This window comes from Rickettsia hoogstraalii (assembly GCF_000825685.1).
Taxonomy (GTDB): Bacteria; Pseudomonadota; Alphaproteobacteria; order Rickettsiales; family Rickettsiaceae; genus Rickettsia; species Rickettsia hoogstraalii.
This window is the reverse complement of the sequence record NZ_CCXM01000001.1, coordinates 427,825-443,724: the sequence shown is the minus strand read 5'-3', so window position 1 is coordinate 443,724 and position 15,900 is coordinate 427,825. Positions and strand designations below refer to the sequence as shown.

The following is a 15,900-nucleotide window of genomic DNA, read 5'->3' as shown; positions in this document are numbered from 1 at the left end:
ATAAGTTTGAGTTTTGGGATTACTAACCAAAGTCGGATATCATCATTGCGAGGAGCGAAGCGACGTGGCAATCCAGAAAAATAATTAAAAAAATTCTGTAAATCAGAATTTTTTAACTGGATTGCTTCGTCGAATTACTGCGTAATTCTTCTCGCTAATAGCGGAAAACCGATCCATGCAACAACGCCTTCAGTCGCTCGCAATGACGAGGTGGTATCCATGCGGGCAGTGTCTTCTTGCAATAATGTTAAGTTATTAACCGGCTCGACTTCGGTTAGCAATGTTTAATTTTAATACTAAATAATACTAAAGTACCTCATAATTTGCATTAATTATTTTAAATATATTAATTAAATATTAAAAAATTAATAATTTGATTGACATTTTGTTAATAATAACTGTATTATCGCAATTTCAAAAGCATAAATAAAGGGGATAATATGTTATTTAAAAATTACAATCTTGTTTTTACTAAAGTTACTGAAGAAAGAACAGAAGAATTAAAAGAACTTATAGATTTAATGGATGATCTATGCGGAGATTTTACTCCTATACTTCAGCTTATTACGAATGCGGCAGAAGCAGGAATTAATACTATAGAGTTTGCAGGCGATGAGCGGGAATACCTTGGTGTTAAACAATTTGGTGCTTGCTGTATATTATCAGCAAAAAAAATAATTATTGATGCAGACATGAGTGATGCCTCCGAAGTTTTTAAGAGCATTTTATTTGAGTTAGGGAATGCTGTAAATACTGAATTACAGAAGATTAAGATGGCAAATTATAATAATGCAGATGAATATGCCGATAATATGGAAAAAGCTGAACATCTTACTACTAATAATACAGAAAAACTAATTGTAGAATTTATGCAATCCAAGCCGGAAGCTATAAAGGAAATATTGAAACAAATAAGCCCTTCAGAAAATTATCAAGATATCCTAGAAGAAAGCGAAGAGATGAAAAATTGGAGTTTTGAAGATTACCAAATTAAGGCTGGAAAAGGATATGAAGAACATAGAAATAGTTACTTCGAAGGTTGGGTTAAGTGGAACAAAATTGAGTCTGAAAAATTTCTTTCTAAATTAAAAGACGGTTACTACTCCCCTGAAATGTATGAAGGTATGAAGTTAGAAACTCTAAGAAAGCTTTTTAAGCAACCTTTTATGAAAGATTTATTAAAAACGGATATTCTGTTTAAAACAGCTATAGCTATGGATGATAATAAATTAACTATTCTTGATGAATTATTAAATGAACATATAGCAGAAATAAGTATTAGTAATTTTGCAAATGGAGAAAAGAAATTATCTTCTATCCAAAGCCCTAAACTTAATGAAATGATTTTTAAATATCCTTCAATTATGTTAGGTAATAACGCTCTCTCTCATGCTCTAAAAGCTAACGATAAGGAATTGATCAAGATAATACTTAATAATTCAACATTGAAGATTAGTGGTGGTTTGGTAGATTCTATTTGTAATATAGGAGACTTGGAGATTGTTGATATGTTCCTTGAGCGAGTAGAAAAGATAGATATGTGGAGTGGATTTGATCAATCATGGAAAAAATGGAATAAGGATATTCTCAATAAAGTACTTAAGTCTTCTGAAAATGTAGTAGATGAATATTATTTAAGAACGGTGCTTGACAATGGGAATTCAGAGACCATTGATAATGTACTTAAGCGTTCTTCTATTAAGGAAGTAAAGGAAAATCTCTTTAGTCGGGCTCTTGAAAAAGGTTATTTAAAATATATTGAAAAGCTTACTCCATATATGCCTCAAAAAGGTTAGTATATGGAAATAGCAAATAGCACAGGTAAGCCTGAGGTTATTGAAATAATATTTAAGCATTTACAATCGCCGCTTGATGTTAGTATTGAATATCATCAAGAGAGTAGTTTAATACAGATTGATATTAATGATCCTGTAACTGAAATTCCTCTAATGGGAGAGCAGTCATAATATTATGACCATTTCGTTATAAATATCGGAATAGCCTTGACCATTTCGACATTTAATTATAAGCCATATCCTCGCACATACCAATAAATGTAGCTGAATTGACTATATTCACTTTATCTTCTAGAGGTCCGAGTGGCTGAGCCGGTTTTAACAATTCCGGCGTTAATATAAATTTGGTTTTTTTCTCGATATTCGATAAAAAAGGTAAATGTAAGCTATGAGGGCTGTATATTATTGCATATTTATCCCATTCTAGATATTGTCTATTTAAATACTCTTTATATTCAGATGGGCCATATACTTCTATACTACCAAATTTATATTTTTTTAAAGGATATAATTCATAATCATAAAAAAAATCATTTGGATATTTATTACGCATGCTTTGATTAAAATGAACAAATTTATTATTTTCTTTATGAAATACGAAAATATCTAAACATACTTTTTTGCATATATTGTAAGATCTCTTAAAAGAAACAGTATAACCGAGTTGCTCAAATTGCGGTAATATTTGTTGCAAATGTATTTCGTCTTCATGCATAATACCGATATCTAGATCATCGTCAAAAGGAATTATACCTTGATGTCTAACAGCTCCAAGCAGAGTGCCGCCTTCTATCCAATAATTAATATTATTCTTACCAAGTAGCTCATGAGTGTCTTTCATTAACTGATAAAGGGCAATAGCTTTTTCCTCGCTAATCCTGTATTTTTTTACTTCTTCATCTCTTAAAGTTACATATCGCCAGTCATGTTCTAATATATAAGCATAAAAAAATATACCGGCAAAGATAAGTAATATTAAGCCTATAATATTTTTAAAGGATAACATCGACTTTAATCTTTTCACCTTGAGCCTCAAATTGTATTTCTTCCGCTGATGTGACGTTTTTTAAATCTTCCGTTAATTCTGCAGATAATACTATGCCGCTAACTTTAAGCAATTTTATCGGAGCTTTTATAGATAGATTCTTCTCAGCTTTGAATTTTCTGACGATATCTAGGATTTCAAGCAGTCCTTCTGCTCCTTTTGCATCGATTTCATAATTTAAGTCACCGTAATTAACCCAGTTACCTTTAACGTGAATAGAATTTTCACTATATAATATTTGGTATAATTCTTCGGTAATATGGGGCATGAAAGGTGCAAATAGTTTTAGTAAAATTTGCATAACATGATATAAAGTTAATATGCTACTATATTGTCCTTGTGGGTTTTTGTTTTCCTTGTCATAGCTTCTTGTTTTGCTTATTTCTAAATAATTATCACAAAATATCGCCCAAAAGAATTTTTCCGTCAGATGCATAGCATTCGCATATTCGTAGTTTTGTAACTCATTTGTGGCTAGCTTAACTAATTCTACTAACTTATTAATCATCCACTGATCAAACTCGTTAGTGATTTTTTCTTTAATATCTAAAAGATTTTCTTGTTTATCTTCATCTTTTAATTTCTCAAAATGTATAGAAACAAATTTAGCGGCATTCCACAGCTTATTAACAAGCCGTTTGCCGTTTTTCATAACGTCTTCAGAATAGGCGGTATCAGCACCTAGTTTTGAATTTGCCGACCAATAACGTATTAAATCGGAACCGTATTGTTCTAGCAGCTTTTCAGGAACTAAAACATTGCCTTTAGATTTAGACATTTTGCTTCGATCTTCAGCTAAACACCAACCGCTTACCATGATGTTTTTCCACGGCAAAGTATTTTGGTGTAAATGAGCTTTTAAGATAGTATAAAATGCCCAAGTTCTGATAATTTCATGTGCTTGAGGTCTTAAATCCATCGGAAATAATTTATCGTGTCTATCTTTATTAACGGCGAAATCGTCAGAAATGCCATGAGTAGAAAGTTGAGGCGAAACGGAACTTGTTGCCCAAGTATCCATTATGTCAAAATCAGGTTCTACTTCCTCCTTACTATAACCAATAGGTAAATCTTTTAATGGATCGACAGGTAGCTGCGAAATATCGGCATATAAAATTTTACCTTCTTCACTCACTCTTTTAGAGTACCAAACAGGGAAAGGCACACCGAAATAACGTTGTCTACTAATACACCAATCCCAGCTAATGGCATTAATCCAATTCTCTAAACGAATTTTCATATTGTTAGGACGCCAGTTTAGCTCATTTGCTCGTTTAAGTAACGCTTCTTTATGTGATATAGTTTTAACGAACCATTGCGGTACGGTTAATATCTCAAGAGGAGCCCCTGACCTCTCAGCACATTTAACGGTATGAGTTATCTCTTCTTGTTTAGTAAGTAAATTCTGCTCTTTTAAAATATCTATTATTTTTGTCCTAGCTTCTTTAATTTTTAATCCGTCTATAGCAATATCATGAGGGAAATCTATCGTACCTTTTTTAGTGATAATAGTTTTTAAAGGTAAATTATGCGTCTTCCACCAAGTAATATCCGTTTGATCACCAAATGTACAGCACATAACAAGTCCTGTGCCTTTATCTTGTTGCACTAAAGGATCGGCAAGCAACGGAACTTTCTCATTAAAAAGCGGAGTTATGGCAAATTTACCTGCTAGATGATTATAACGCTTGTCATCAGGGTGATAAAATACGGCAACACAAGCCGGCAATAATTCAGGTCTTGTAGTTGCTATAGTAAGCGGCTCTCCTTGCTCGGTTTTTAAAATAATATAATTCATGAACGAGGTTTTTTCCTTATCCTCAATATCAGCTTGGGCAAGAGCTGTACCATCTACCGGATCCCATAAAATTGGCTGATCATTACGATAAATTTCACCTTTCTTGACTAAATCAAGAAAAGACATTTGTGATATTTTTCGTGATAACGGACTGATAGTTTGGTACTCTAAACTCCAATCAACCGATAAAGCTATTTGGTTAAATAGGCTTCTAAACTTCTCTTCTTCACTTGCTACTACCTCTTCACAAATTTTTATAAACTCAGATCGAGACATATTATAAGCTTTGATCTTCTTCTGCTTTTCAACAAGTCTCTCGGTTGGTAGACCATTATCGTCAAAACCCATAGGATAAAAGATATTTTTACCGATCATACGCTGAAAACGTACAATAAAGTCGGTTTGTGTATAGCTGTAAACATGCCCGATATGTAACTGCCCTGAAACTGTAGGAGGCGGCGTATCAACTACATAAGTTTCTTCTTTTGAAATATTTGGATCATAAGCATAAATTTGCTGCTCTTGCCAAATTTGCTGCCATTTTTTTTCATTTTCTGTAAAATTATAATTTTTTGGAAATTCTTTCATAGATTTTATAGTTGATTCAAGAATCTTATTATAAAGGTTATATGTGATTATGACAATAGAACTATTGCTAATAATTTTTAGTAAATAATAAACCTATAATTGAAAATATAAAAATTCATGTATATAATGCCAATTATTATTAAACTAAAAATTTTATGGATAAAAATATACATTAATTTAGAGTATTTAGAATTTGTAGAGCAATTAAAAATTCGAGTATCTGAAAGTCGTTATCAAGCTGCAAGGTCAGTAAATAGTGAGTTAATAAAACTATATCATCATATAGGTAATGAAATTCTTAAACGACAGGAAAAATATGGCTGGGGTGCTAAAAATAGATAATTTAAGCCGTGATCTACATTCTGCATTTCCTGAAATGAAAGGATTTAGCAGCAGAAACCTTTAATATATGAGGCGTTTTGCTGAAGAGTATAGGGATTTAGAATTTGTGCAGCAGGTTGCTGCACAATTGCCGTGGTTTCATATAGTTCTTTTACTAGATAAAGTAAAAGATAGAAAACACCAAATCTTTTATATGAAAAAATTGTTGAACATTGTTGGTCGCGTAGTGTACTTACTATGCAAATTGAAATTGAGTTACATAAAAGGCAAGGACAAGCAGTAACAAATTTTCAAAGTAAATTAGCCTCTCCTCAATCTGATCTAGCACATTATACGCTCAAAGACCCATATGTTTTTGATTTTTTAAGTGTAGGGAATGAAGTGCAGGAAAGGGAAGTAGAAAAAGAATTAACTAAACATATAGAAAAATTTTTAATTGAGCTTGGAGTTGGTTTTGCTTTTGTTGGCAGACAATATCATTTAGAAATAGGAGAACAAGATTTCTATATTGATGTATTATTCTATCATTTAAAACTTCGTTGTTTTGTAGTAATTGAGCTTAAAGATAAGGATTTTAAACCAGAATATGCCGGTAAAATGAATTTTTATTTATCGGTTGTAGATGATATTTTAAAGCATCCAAACGATAACCCTTCTATTGGGTTAATTTTATGCAAATCAAAAAATAATATACTTGCAGAATATGCATTGCGTGATATGAGTAAACCTATCGGACTTGCAGAGTATAAAATAACTGAAAATCTACCTGAAGAGATAAAAAGTGAACTCCCAACTATTGAAGAGTTAGAAGCAGAACTTGCTAAAGAATTAATAAGAAAATAGAAATGCCAAACAAACTTTTACTTACTTTAAAATTAATGCGGGTAGATAAGCCGGTACCTTATATATTAGTTTTTTTCCCTGCTTTATTTGGATTGCTGCTTGCAAACCCTTCTAACACGGAATTAGCTTATTTATTACCGTTATTTATTTTAGGTAGTATAACGACAAGGAGTAGCGGGTGTATTATTAACGATATATTTGATAGAAAATTTGATAAACATGTTACAAGGACTAAAGACCGACCTTTAGCAAGCGGTGCTTTATCTGTTTCTTATGCTATTTTTATACTTTTTATTCTTAGTATTATCTCGCTTTGTATCTTGCTACTTTTAAACAAAACAGCCATATATACAGGTTTTTTTGCGGTAATAATGATTAGCCTATATCCGCTAACGAAACGTATTACCTACTTCCCGCAAATATTTATGGGATTTACCTTTAAGCTAGGGGCATTAATAGCGTATGCGGCAGTTCAGGATAAACTTGATTTAGCAGCAATTATTATGTATTTAGCATGCTGTTTTTGGGCAACCGGTTATGATACGATTTACGGATATATGGATATAAAAGACGATAAGAAAATAGGAGTGAAATCTTTAAGCATATATTTAGAGAACAAGCATCCTAAATTTGGGCTTTATGTATGTTATATAGGTTTTATATTATTATTTACCCTAGCAACAAAGATAGCTAACCGTAATATCGACTATTTACCTATTTTAGCTGCTTTAATTTTATTGACATTGCAAGTAGCAACTCTTGATATTGAGAATCCTGATGATTGTAGGACAAGGTTCAGAGCTAATAATTATGTCGGGGTACTTTTAAGTTTGGCGTTTTGTTAAATTCTTTTCCTAACAACAGTCTTATTAGGGATTAGATAATGTTCTTGATGTCATAAGCACACGAGTCTCAACTTAAGAGCAACCTTACCGAATGTCATACCCGCAGAAGCGGGGATCCAGCATAAAGCGAGATAAATCGAGCTTTTAATTCCAAAAGCTTGCTGTAGTTATGCTTTTTTCTGGATTCCCGCTTCCGCGGGAATGACATAAAGTAAAAACTGTCCGGTACTATAAGCAAAGCTCCGCCTATGCAGGAATGACATTGACCTGTACAACAACTTCTCTCACAGCCCATAAAGTTACCATCGAGATTACAGTTATATAAACCGCAATTGATAAAGAGCTGCCGGTTACATGCCAAAGCATTAGACAGATTGACGGGGTAAGGCGTCCGATTAATGAAGTACCTATACTACTGCCGATACCTACTAGCATATATTTATCGGCAGTTTTAAATAAATCATTTAGCCAGCAATTCAAAGGTGCTAAGAAACCGATACCAAGTATTATAATCCAAACACGTACGAAATTAACATACCATATAGAGGAATTATTTAAGAACAGCCATAAAGGAATTATGCTTAAACTCATTATAATAAGAGTACCGCTTAATATTTTAAGGTAATGGAATTTTTTTGTTAGATGACCTATTATCGGAATCATAATCACATCAAAAATCAGAAACTCGGTATTAAACTTCATCATTGTTTCAAGCGATATATCGGTAATAACCGGAATAAAACTATTCATAAAGACGAAAGGCACTATATAGGTCATATATGAGAAACCTACGGCAAAGCTAATACGTAAGATACTTAGTTTACTGTTCCAAATTGTGGTTAGATCGTGTAATAGCGATGATACTACGTCATTGCGAGGAGAGGACTGTGTCATACCGTGGCTTGACCGTGGTATCCAAAAATTACGTAAAGTAATTTTATATTTTTTATTGGATCCCGCGGTCAAGCCGTGGGATGACAATGAGGACTTTACTACAATATCCTCGCTCTTCCTTAAAAAATAACCTATAAGAGCCGTAAACCCGCCAAATATGAAACATAACCGCCAATATTCATTATACTCTACATTTAAAACTATAGTGCTGATAAATGAAGTAAGAATAATACCAAGCATTGTAGAGGTTTGATAAAGGTAAGAAGCTTTAAACGCTTTTTTTTCGTTTTTATTCTCTAGAATATATAATTTAGCAATAGCACATTCCCCCTCGGAATATACTCCTTGCAACGTCCTAAGTACAACTAATAATAGCGGTGCAAGCCAGCCTATTTGGGTATGAGAGGGTATCAGACCGATTAGGCTAGTTGTTAAAGCAACCCCGATTAGAGAATGAGATAAAGCAAAAACCCCGCCGTATTTTTTAGCAATAACACCAAAAAAATAAGAACCGATCGGGCGAGTAAATAAGGATGTAGCAAGAACACTATAGGTAAGTATTAAGGCAACAATTTTATCATGATTCGGAAAGAAAATACCGGCAAGTAACGGTGCAAGAAACCCGTAAAGTGCAGTATCGAAATGATCCATCGCATTACCGATTAGGATTGAAATATCCCTTTTGCTTAATGAATTACTCATATATTAATAATTTAAAATTTATAATGTATACTCGCTGAATTTGAAAAATTGGCTTCGTTGTTTTTTGCTTTTAATCCTCACGTTACTTGTATGTACGCTGCGGTTAAAAGCTTCAAAACCGATTCCTCTTTTCCAAATTGAGCTTCGTATAACTGCTCTTCATTTTGTAGGAGTATATAAGTATGTAATCTTCCTTGTAAATATTTTTTTAAGAGATATGATTATAAAGTTATAGCTTAAAGTAATTGTAATTAATGAATAATTTGAAACAAGGAAAGTTTATTACATTTGAGGGAGGGGAAGGGATAGGCAAATCTACTCAATCTCAAATGCTCTATGAATATTTAAAATCTCAAAATACTCCCGTTATTTTAACTCGAGAAGTTGGCGGTACTGCCGTTGCCGAAAAAATGCGTGAAATTCTAGTACATGAAGAATTATTACCCATGTCCGAGCTATTACAAGCTATGGCAGCACGTTATGATCATATGGCACGGAAAATTATACCGGCTCTGCAAGATGGACATATCGTAATATGTGATAGGTTTATTGACTCAACTGTATGTTATCAAGGATTAGAGCTAGAAAACGGCATAGATTTAGTTTATAATCTGCACAAAACTTTAATGCCTTCTCTTATGCCGGATATTACGTTTTTTATTGACGTAGATCCGGATACTACTATTAAGAGAGTCAATTCACGAAATATGAGCAATAAATTTGACATAAGAGGTATAGATTTTTATAAAAAAATCTATGATTGCTTTAAAGAATTAAGTAATAGATTTCCTGAGAGAATAAAGACAATTAAAGCGTCAGATTTAAGTCCGCTTGAAGTACATGAGTTAATAAAAAAGCATTTATATACTCGGTGAATTTCAAAAATTGGCGTTGTCGCTCTACAAGCACTGCGGTGCTCACGTATTATTATACGCTCCGCTCCTCGTCTTGAGAACTCCTAGCTCTTTTTGAAATTGACCTTCGTCTACCAACTCTTTATTTATTAGAATTATACTATGAAGAATACTTACTATATTACGACCCCTATATATTACGTTAACGATGTTCCCCATATCGGTCATGCTTATACTAGCGTTGCAAGTGATGTAATCGCTCGTTTTATGCAACTTCGTGGTTTTGACGTAATGTTTTTAACAGGGACCGACGAACACGGGCAGAAAGTAGAAAAAGCAGCTATCAATAAAAATATCGACCCACAAAAATTTACCGATCAGACATCCGAAAGTTTTCGTCATCTGATGACTGCTATGCATATTTCCAATGATGATTTTATCAGAACAACGGAGAAAAGGCATAAAGAAGCTGTAGCTGTTTTTTGGCAGAAATTACTAGATAACGGTACAATCTATGAGGGATTTTATGAGGGCTGGTATGCAGTGCGAGATGAGGCTTTTTTTGATGAGTCGGAACTTACAAGTGACGGTTTAGCACCGACGGGTGCCCCTGTTGAATGGGTTAAAGAGCCTAGCTATTTCTTTAATCTTTCAAAATGGCAAGATAAATTGCTTGAGTTTTATGAAGCAAACCCTGATTTTATCAGACCTATATCAAGGCGTAATGAAGTAATTAGCTTTGTTAAATCAGGTTTAAAAGATTTATCAGTATCGCGTACTACTTTTAACTGGGGAATAAAAGTTCCAAATAACGAAAAACATGTAATTTATGTTTGGCTTGATGCACTGGCTAATTATATTTCGGCACTCGGTTATCCCGACGCACAAAGTAATTACGGTAAATTTTGGCCGGCTGATTTGCATGTAGTTGGTAAAGATATCTTACGTTTTCATGCGGTTTATTGGCCGGCTTTCTTAATGGCTGCCGAAATTCCATTGCCAAAAACAATTATGGCTCATGGTTGGTGGACGAATGAGGGGCAGAAAATCTCTAAATCTCTTGGTAATACCATTGATCCGATTAAGTTAATTGATGAATTCGGTGTTGATCAAGTTAGGTATTTTTTGATGCGTGAAGTAACTTTTGGTGCGGACGGTAATTTTGCTCGTAGTAATTTAGTTACCCGAATTAATAGCGAGCTATCAAACAAGATAGGTAATTTATTACAGCGTACTACGGCTTTTGTTTATAAAAATAATGACGGCAAAGTGCCGCTACTTACCCAAGATGTTATAGATAAAATATATGAGCTACCGATTTTAAAAACCGCAAGTAAATTTGCCGAGCAGAATATTTTATTGATGGAAAAAACAGAGATTAATAAAATTCTTGAAAATATTATTAATTTAGCCGAAGAGGCAAATATCTATATTGATAGTGAAGCACCTTGGAATTTGAAAAAAACCGATCCGGATAAAATGCTAGAAGTGTTATACACTTTACTAGAGGTGTTGCGTTATATTGCGATAATGCTTCTGCCTTTTATACCGAGTTCAGCAAATAAAATGCTTGATCAGTTAGGAGTAAATAAAGAAGAACGTCTATTTAAGCATTTAGTACGTGACTATGCTTTAAGAGCGGGTAGCGATATTCTAGAACCTACTATAATATTTCCAAAATTTGAGGGTTTTGTTACATGAATCTTGTTATGTCATTCTCACTGAATGTTGTTGCATGGATCAAAAAAAGGCATTTATGTCATTCCTGCGAAAGCAGGAATCCAGTCTTTTTAAATAAAATATATACTAAATTTTTATATAATTTTTATTGGATTCCCGCCTTCGCGGGAATGACATCGGCATTATAGCATGCTAATAGATTCGCATTGTCATCTTAATTTACTTACTGACTTGTCATCTCGCGAGCTCGTAGCGGGATCCAGTAAAAATATTAAAACAATTAATACTAGTTGTTTTTTGGATACCGTGGTCAAGCCACGGTATGACACGGTGCTTTTAGATTCTGTCATTCAAAGAGCATTAGAAAATAATGTGCAGTATATGCAAACTATCTGTACTAAGCTTGAAGATTTCTCGATTGTTTTAGAAATAGCCGAAAAATATGAAAATATTTTTGCAAGCGTTGGTGTGCATCCGTGTGAGGTTAATGAAAGCAGCAGGCTAATTACGGATTCAGAAATAATAGAACTTACCAAGCATCCGAAAATTATTGGAATCGGTGAAACGGGGCTTGATTATTATCATCAGCCTTACGATAAAAAACTCCAAAAAGATTCGTTTGTAGCACATATACATGCTGCAGCCGCTACTAATCTACCTATTATTGTTCATACACGAGAAGCAGACGAAGATACTATTGACATTTTAACCTCAGAAATGCGTAACAGTAAATTTCCAGGTTTAATACATTGCTTTACTTCTTCAAAAAAATTAGCAGAAAAAATGCTAGATATCGGTTTATATATTTCAATGTCAGGGATTATAACTTTCAAGAATGCAACCGATTTGCAGGAAATAGTTAAATATATACCGCTTGATAGGTTATTAATCGAAACTGACTCACCTTACCTAGCCCCTACCCCTATGCGAGGCAAACAAAACGAACCGGCTTTCGTTAGATATGTTGCCGAGAAAGTCGCCGAACTCAAAAATATCACCTCAAAAGAAGTAGCAAATGTTACTACTCGTAACTTCAAAACATTATTTTCCAAATTTGAAAAGCATACTCGTTTAATTTGAAAAATTGGCGACAAAGTCTTTTGCCGATAATCCTCACGTACTAGTTGTACGCTGCGGTCATCAGCTTTAAGACGCCTTGCTCTTTTCCAAATTAAACTTCGTCTACCTACTTTTCATTTACTAATAGTATAAATAAATAATACTTTATAAAATCATAAAGATTGATAATTTAAAGTTGAAATTTATAAAATAACATGTATATTTTATAGTATTTCAACTATTAGTATATTTAATATGGGATTTGATCGCAAAAATGCTATTATTAGTTTTTAAAAGAAAATGAAGATCAAAAATTTACCTCTTATGGAATAGCTGAATGGCTTGTAGAAAATCACATTGAAGAAGCAAGACTCAAAGCAAATGCAAGTACAAATAAGAGATTGTTAAAAGCAAAGACTCAAGAAGAAAAAGATAAGGAGATTATAGGAATTTATGCAGGGGAAATTAGCAGTAGTAAGCTTTCTGCTGAACGAAGACAAGAACCTAATATTAGAATAGAGCTAAAACCTAAGCTAAAGTTTTATTATTCGCAAAACCCTGATTACTATGTCAATAATGAACAAGCCACAGAACCTAAAATAAATGCAAATAAAGAAGATAAAATAACCGAAGTACAAGTATGTGATGCACTTGCATTATATCTTCAAAACAAATTGAAGATTCATAATATGCCTATTAAGCATAATTTTTCTTCAAATAAACAAGGGGCTAAAGGTAATAAGTGGTTACATCCAGATTGGGTAGGTATGGAGGTTCTTAATGAAAAATGGGGATTACTAATTAAAGATTGTGCTAAATATTATGCAGGAAAACAAGCACGACTTTGGTCTTTTGAAGCAAAAACAAAAATCAACCGTAGTAATTTACGAGAATATTTTTTTCAGGCTTTATCAAATTCCTCATGGGCACATTATGGTTATTTAGTTGTTGCTGATTTAATTGAAAGTAAACAAAATGATACTAGGCATGAACTCGAAATGTTGTGTACTAGGTACGGTATAGGTTTTATTTTAGTGGATATAGAAAGTCCTGAAGATATAAGATATTAATTCCTGCTAGAGAAAGACCAGAAATAGATTGGAATATGGCTAATAGATTAGCAGAAGAGAACAAAGATTTTGAAAATTATATAAATAATATTGATACATTCTATAAAAAACAGAAAGTAAATGATAGTATTTGGTTTAATATTAATGACCACGTAAATAGAATTCCTAAGCAAAACAAGAAGAAAAAATAAACATATTTATTATGAGACTGTTAACAAAATAATTTTAAAGCTAATTAAAATCTTTTTTGCTGCAAATTATAAGATTTTTTTGAAATATGAATAACTATTCCGGCAAAAATCTTATTAATTTTCGCTAAAAAACCTATTTAATTATCAATTAAAGCTATTTTGTTAACAGTCCCATAGACCATTATTATCACGCATTTATAAAAATTTAAGCCGTGAATCCTAAAATTAATGTTACTAAAGAAATTTTTGATGTTAAACTAAATGATTATATTAATTATTTTTAGATTTAGGGATAAATTATGATGAACTGTGATTTAAGTACTAATTATACATATTATATGTTAGAGGGGCTTAGAGCACAAATTGCTCCAATGCATTTAGGTATAAAAATTCTAAAAGAAGCATATGAACATGAGTCTCTAGAAGATAACGGTTTTGCAAGAATTATGCATGCTTATTTAACGCTTTGTGAACGCATGACTAGAAAATATGAAAAACCCGAATTTAATATTATTGAAACAATTATTGATGATAAAACCTATAACATTAATGAAAAAGTTATACTAAAAAAGCCTTTTTGTGAACTAAGGCATTTTCAGAAAATAGGTTTTAAAAAAGAATTACCTAAATTATTAATAGTAGCACCTATGGCAGGACACCACGCTACTTTACTGAGGTCAACAGTACAAGAATTATTACCGTATACCGATATTTATATTACAGATTGGACGGAAGCAAGTTTCGTGCCGCTTGAAGCAGGGCATTTTGATATGGATGATTATATTGATTACGTAATGGAGTTTATCAATTTTATAGGACCGAATGTTCACACTATGGCAGTTTGCCAACCTGCAGTTAATGAATTTGCTCAAAGTAAAAGTTTAGAATGGTTCTGCAAAATGGTTACAATGCAGGTACCGCCAAACTATCCCGGACATGGTAGAAAAGTATATCCCGGCTTCCTCCAACTTGCCGGCTTTATGAGTTTAAACTTATTCCGTCATATAGATTCACATTTAGAATTATGGCAAAGTTTATTAAATTCTGATTATAAAAAAGCCGATCATACTATTAAATTTTATGATGAGTATTTAGCAGGTATGGATATGCCGGCAGAGTTTTACTTACAAACTATAGATGAAGTATTCCAACAATTTTCGTTAGCAAGAGGTAAATTAGTTTCTGAGAAGCGTCCGATTGATTTAAAACATGTTACTAAATGTGCTTTACTTGGTATTGAAGGGGAATTAGATGATATTGCAGCAGTAGGGCAAACAAAAGCTGCTTTAAAACTTTGTTCAAATATACCTGAATCAATGAAAAGATACCATTTACAAAAAGGGGTAGGGCATTACGGTGTATTTAGCGGAAGTAAATTTAAACAGTTTATAGTACCTATTATCAAAGATTTTATCTATGATTTTGATAAAACTAATTTCAAGCAATCTAAACTTAAGACAGTATAAAAATAGTCATTACGAGAAAATTATGTAAGTAATTGACAAAGCAAGGAAGAAAAAAATTCTGATTTACAGAATTTTTTTTATTATTTTTTTTGGATTGCCACGCTCCTTGCAGTCGCAGCCTTGTTGCATAGATCAGTATTTTCTTCTGTCATCCCGTGATTTATTCATAGTACCGGACAGTTTTTGAAAAGACCTCGATGTCATCCCCGCGAAAGCGGAGCCTTGTTGCATGGATCGAAAAAATACACTCGGTGTCATACCTTGGCTTGACCACGGTATCCAGAAAAACAACTTGTAGCGTATATTATTTGTCTATTTTTCCTGGATCCCGCGATCAAGTTAGCTAGGATGACAGAAGAAAAACCGATCCATGCAACAACGCCCGAAAGCGGGGATCCAGGCTAAAAAATCTTAATTTTAAAGATTTTTTATTATATTGTTTTTTTAAGATAAAGCTTTCAAAAAAGCTTTAAATTACTGGATTCCCGCTTTTGCGGGAATGACATAGAATAGAAATTGTCCGGTACTATGGGCTTGACCACGGGGTTTAGTTAAAAATACTAATAATATTAGTATTTTTAGTTATCTTACTGGATACCGTGGTCAAGCCACGGTATGACAGAGGTGAAATTGATCCATGCAACAAGGTCTGCAGTCGCTCGTAATGACGGGGTGGTATCCCACGCAACAATGCCTTACTGGAACGATATAACAGCCATGTAACAAG

General features: G+C 33.0%; 12 protein-coding genes and 1 pseudogene. 10 read left to right on the top strand and 3 right to left on the bottom strand.

From position 1 onward, the window contains the following. The first annotated feature begins 440 nt into the window (after nt 1–440). Nucleotides 441–1,796: a hypothetical protein gene (locus BN1174_RS02390; protein ID WP_040256218.1), complete on the top strand. Its 1,356-nt coding sequence runs from the start codon at nt 441–443 to the stop codon at nt 1,794–1,796. A 3-nt stretch (nt 1,797–1,799) separates the two neighbouring features. Further along, on the top strand, nt 1,800–1,967 hold the full coding sequence (locus tag BN1174_RS09725; RefSeq protein ID WP_156138448.1) for a hypothetical protein: 168 nt from the start codon (nt 1,800–1,802) through the stop codon (nt 1,965–1,967). A gap of 52 nt (nt 1,968–2,019) precedes the next feature. Here the strand turns inward: BN1174_RS09725 and BN1174_RS02385 are convergent, their stop codons facing one another. After that, nucleotides 2,020–2,820, bottom strand: a complete 801-nt coding sequence (locus tag BN1174_RS02385) for a LicD family protein (RefSeq protein ID WP_040256216.1) — start codon at nt 2,818–2,820, stop codon at nt 2,020–2,022. Next, nucleotides 2,789–5,227 (bottom strand): valine--tRNA ligase, encoded by a 2,439-nt coding sequence (locus tag BN1174_RS02380; protein ID WP_040256214.1) that lies wholly within the window; start codon nt 5,225–5,227, stop codon nt 2,789–2,791. The genes BN1174_RS02385 and BN1174_RS02380 overlap by 32 nt, the downstream gene beginning before the upstream one ends. A 126-nt stretch (nt 5,228–5,353) precedes the next feature. Between BN1174_RS02380 and BN1174_RS12620 the strand changes: the two are divergent. Both BN1174_RS12620 and ubiA read left to right on the top strand, forming a co-directional pair. After that, a pseudogene (locus tag BN1174_RS12620) lies at nt 5,354–6,412 on the top strand (PDDEXK nuclease domain-containing protein). A gap of 2 nt (nt 6,413–6,414) precedes the next feature. Further along, nucleotides 6,415–7,257, top strand: a complete 843-nt coding sequence (ubiA, locus tag BN1174_RS02370; protein WP_040256212.1) for a 4-hydroxybenzoate octaprenyltransferase — start codon at nt 6,415–6,417, stop codon at nt 7,255–7,257. 246 nt (nt 7,258–7,503) lie between these two features. On the opposite strand, the gene BN1174_RS02365 is transcribed toward ubiA, so the two are convergent. Beyond that, nucleotides 7,504–8,853 (bottom strand): MFS transporter, encoded by a 1,350-nt coding sequence (locus tag BN1174_RS02365; RefSeq protein WP_040256211.1) that lies wholly within the window; start codon nt 8,851–8,853, stop codon nt 7,504–7,506. A gap of 254 nt (nt 8,854–9,107) precedes the next feature. On the opposite strand from BN1174_RS02365, the gene tmk reads away from it, so the two are divergent. The 6 genes from tmk (at nt 9,108) to phaZ (ending at nt 15,173) form a co-directional block, all read left to right on the top strand. After that, nucleotides 9,108–9,728, top strand: coding sequence for a dTMP kinase (tmk, locus tag BN1174_RS02360; protein ID WP_040256209.1), 621 nt, complete (start codon nt 9,108–9,110; stop codon nt 9,726–9,728). 141 nt (nt 9,729–9,869) lie between these two features. Continuing rightward, nucleotides 9,870–11,408, top strand: coding sequence for a methionine--tRNA ligase (gene metG / locus BN1174_RS02355; protein WP_040256207.1), 1,539 nt, complete (start codon nt 9,870–9,872; stop codon nt 11,406–11,408). A 168-nt stretch (nt 11,409–11,576) separates the two neighbouring features. Continuing rightward, entirely contained in the window at nt 11,577–12,467 is an 891-nt protein-coding gene (locus tag BN1174_RS02350; protein ID WP_040256205.1) for a TatD family hydrolase, read from the top strand. 380 nt (nt 12,468–12,847) lie between these two features. After that, a complete protein-coding gene (locus BN1174_RS10665; protein ID WP_197062089.1) occupies nt 12,848–13,516 on the top strand; it encodes a hypothetical protein in 669 nt (222 codons plus the stop codon). Nucleotides 13,517–13,551: 35 nt separating this feature from the next. Then, nucleotides 13,552–13,707 carry a hypothetical protein gene (locus BN1174_RS10660; protein ID WP_197062030.1) on the top strand — a complete coding sequence of 52 codons (156 nt, stop codon included), beginning with the start codon at nt 13,552–13,554 and terminating at the stop codon, nt 13,705–13,707. Between the two features lie 299 nt (nt 13,708–14,006). Further along, on the top strand, nt 14,007–15,173 hold the full coding sequence (gene phaZ, locus BN1174_RS02340) for a polyhydroxyalkanoate depolymerase (RefSeq protein WP_040256203.1): 1,167 nt from the start codon (nt 14,007–14,009) through the stop codon (nt 15,171–15,173). The last annotated feature ends 727 nt before the right edge of the window (nt 15,174–15,900 follow it).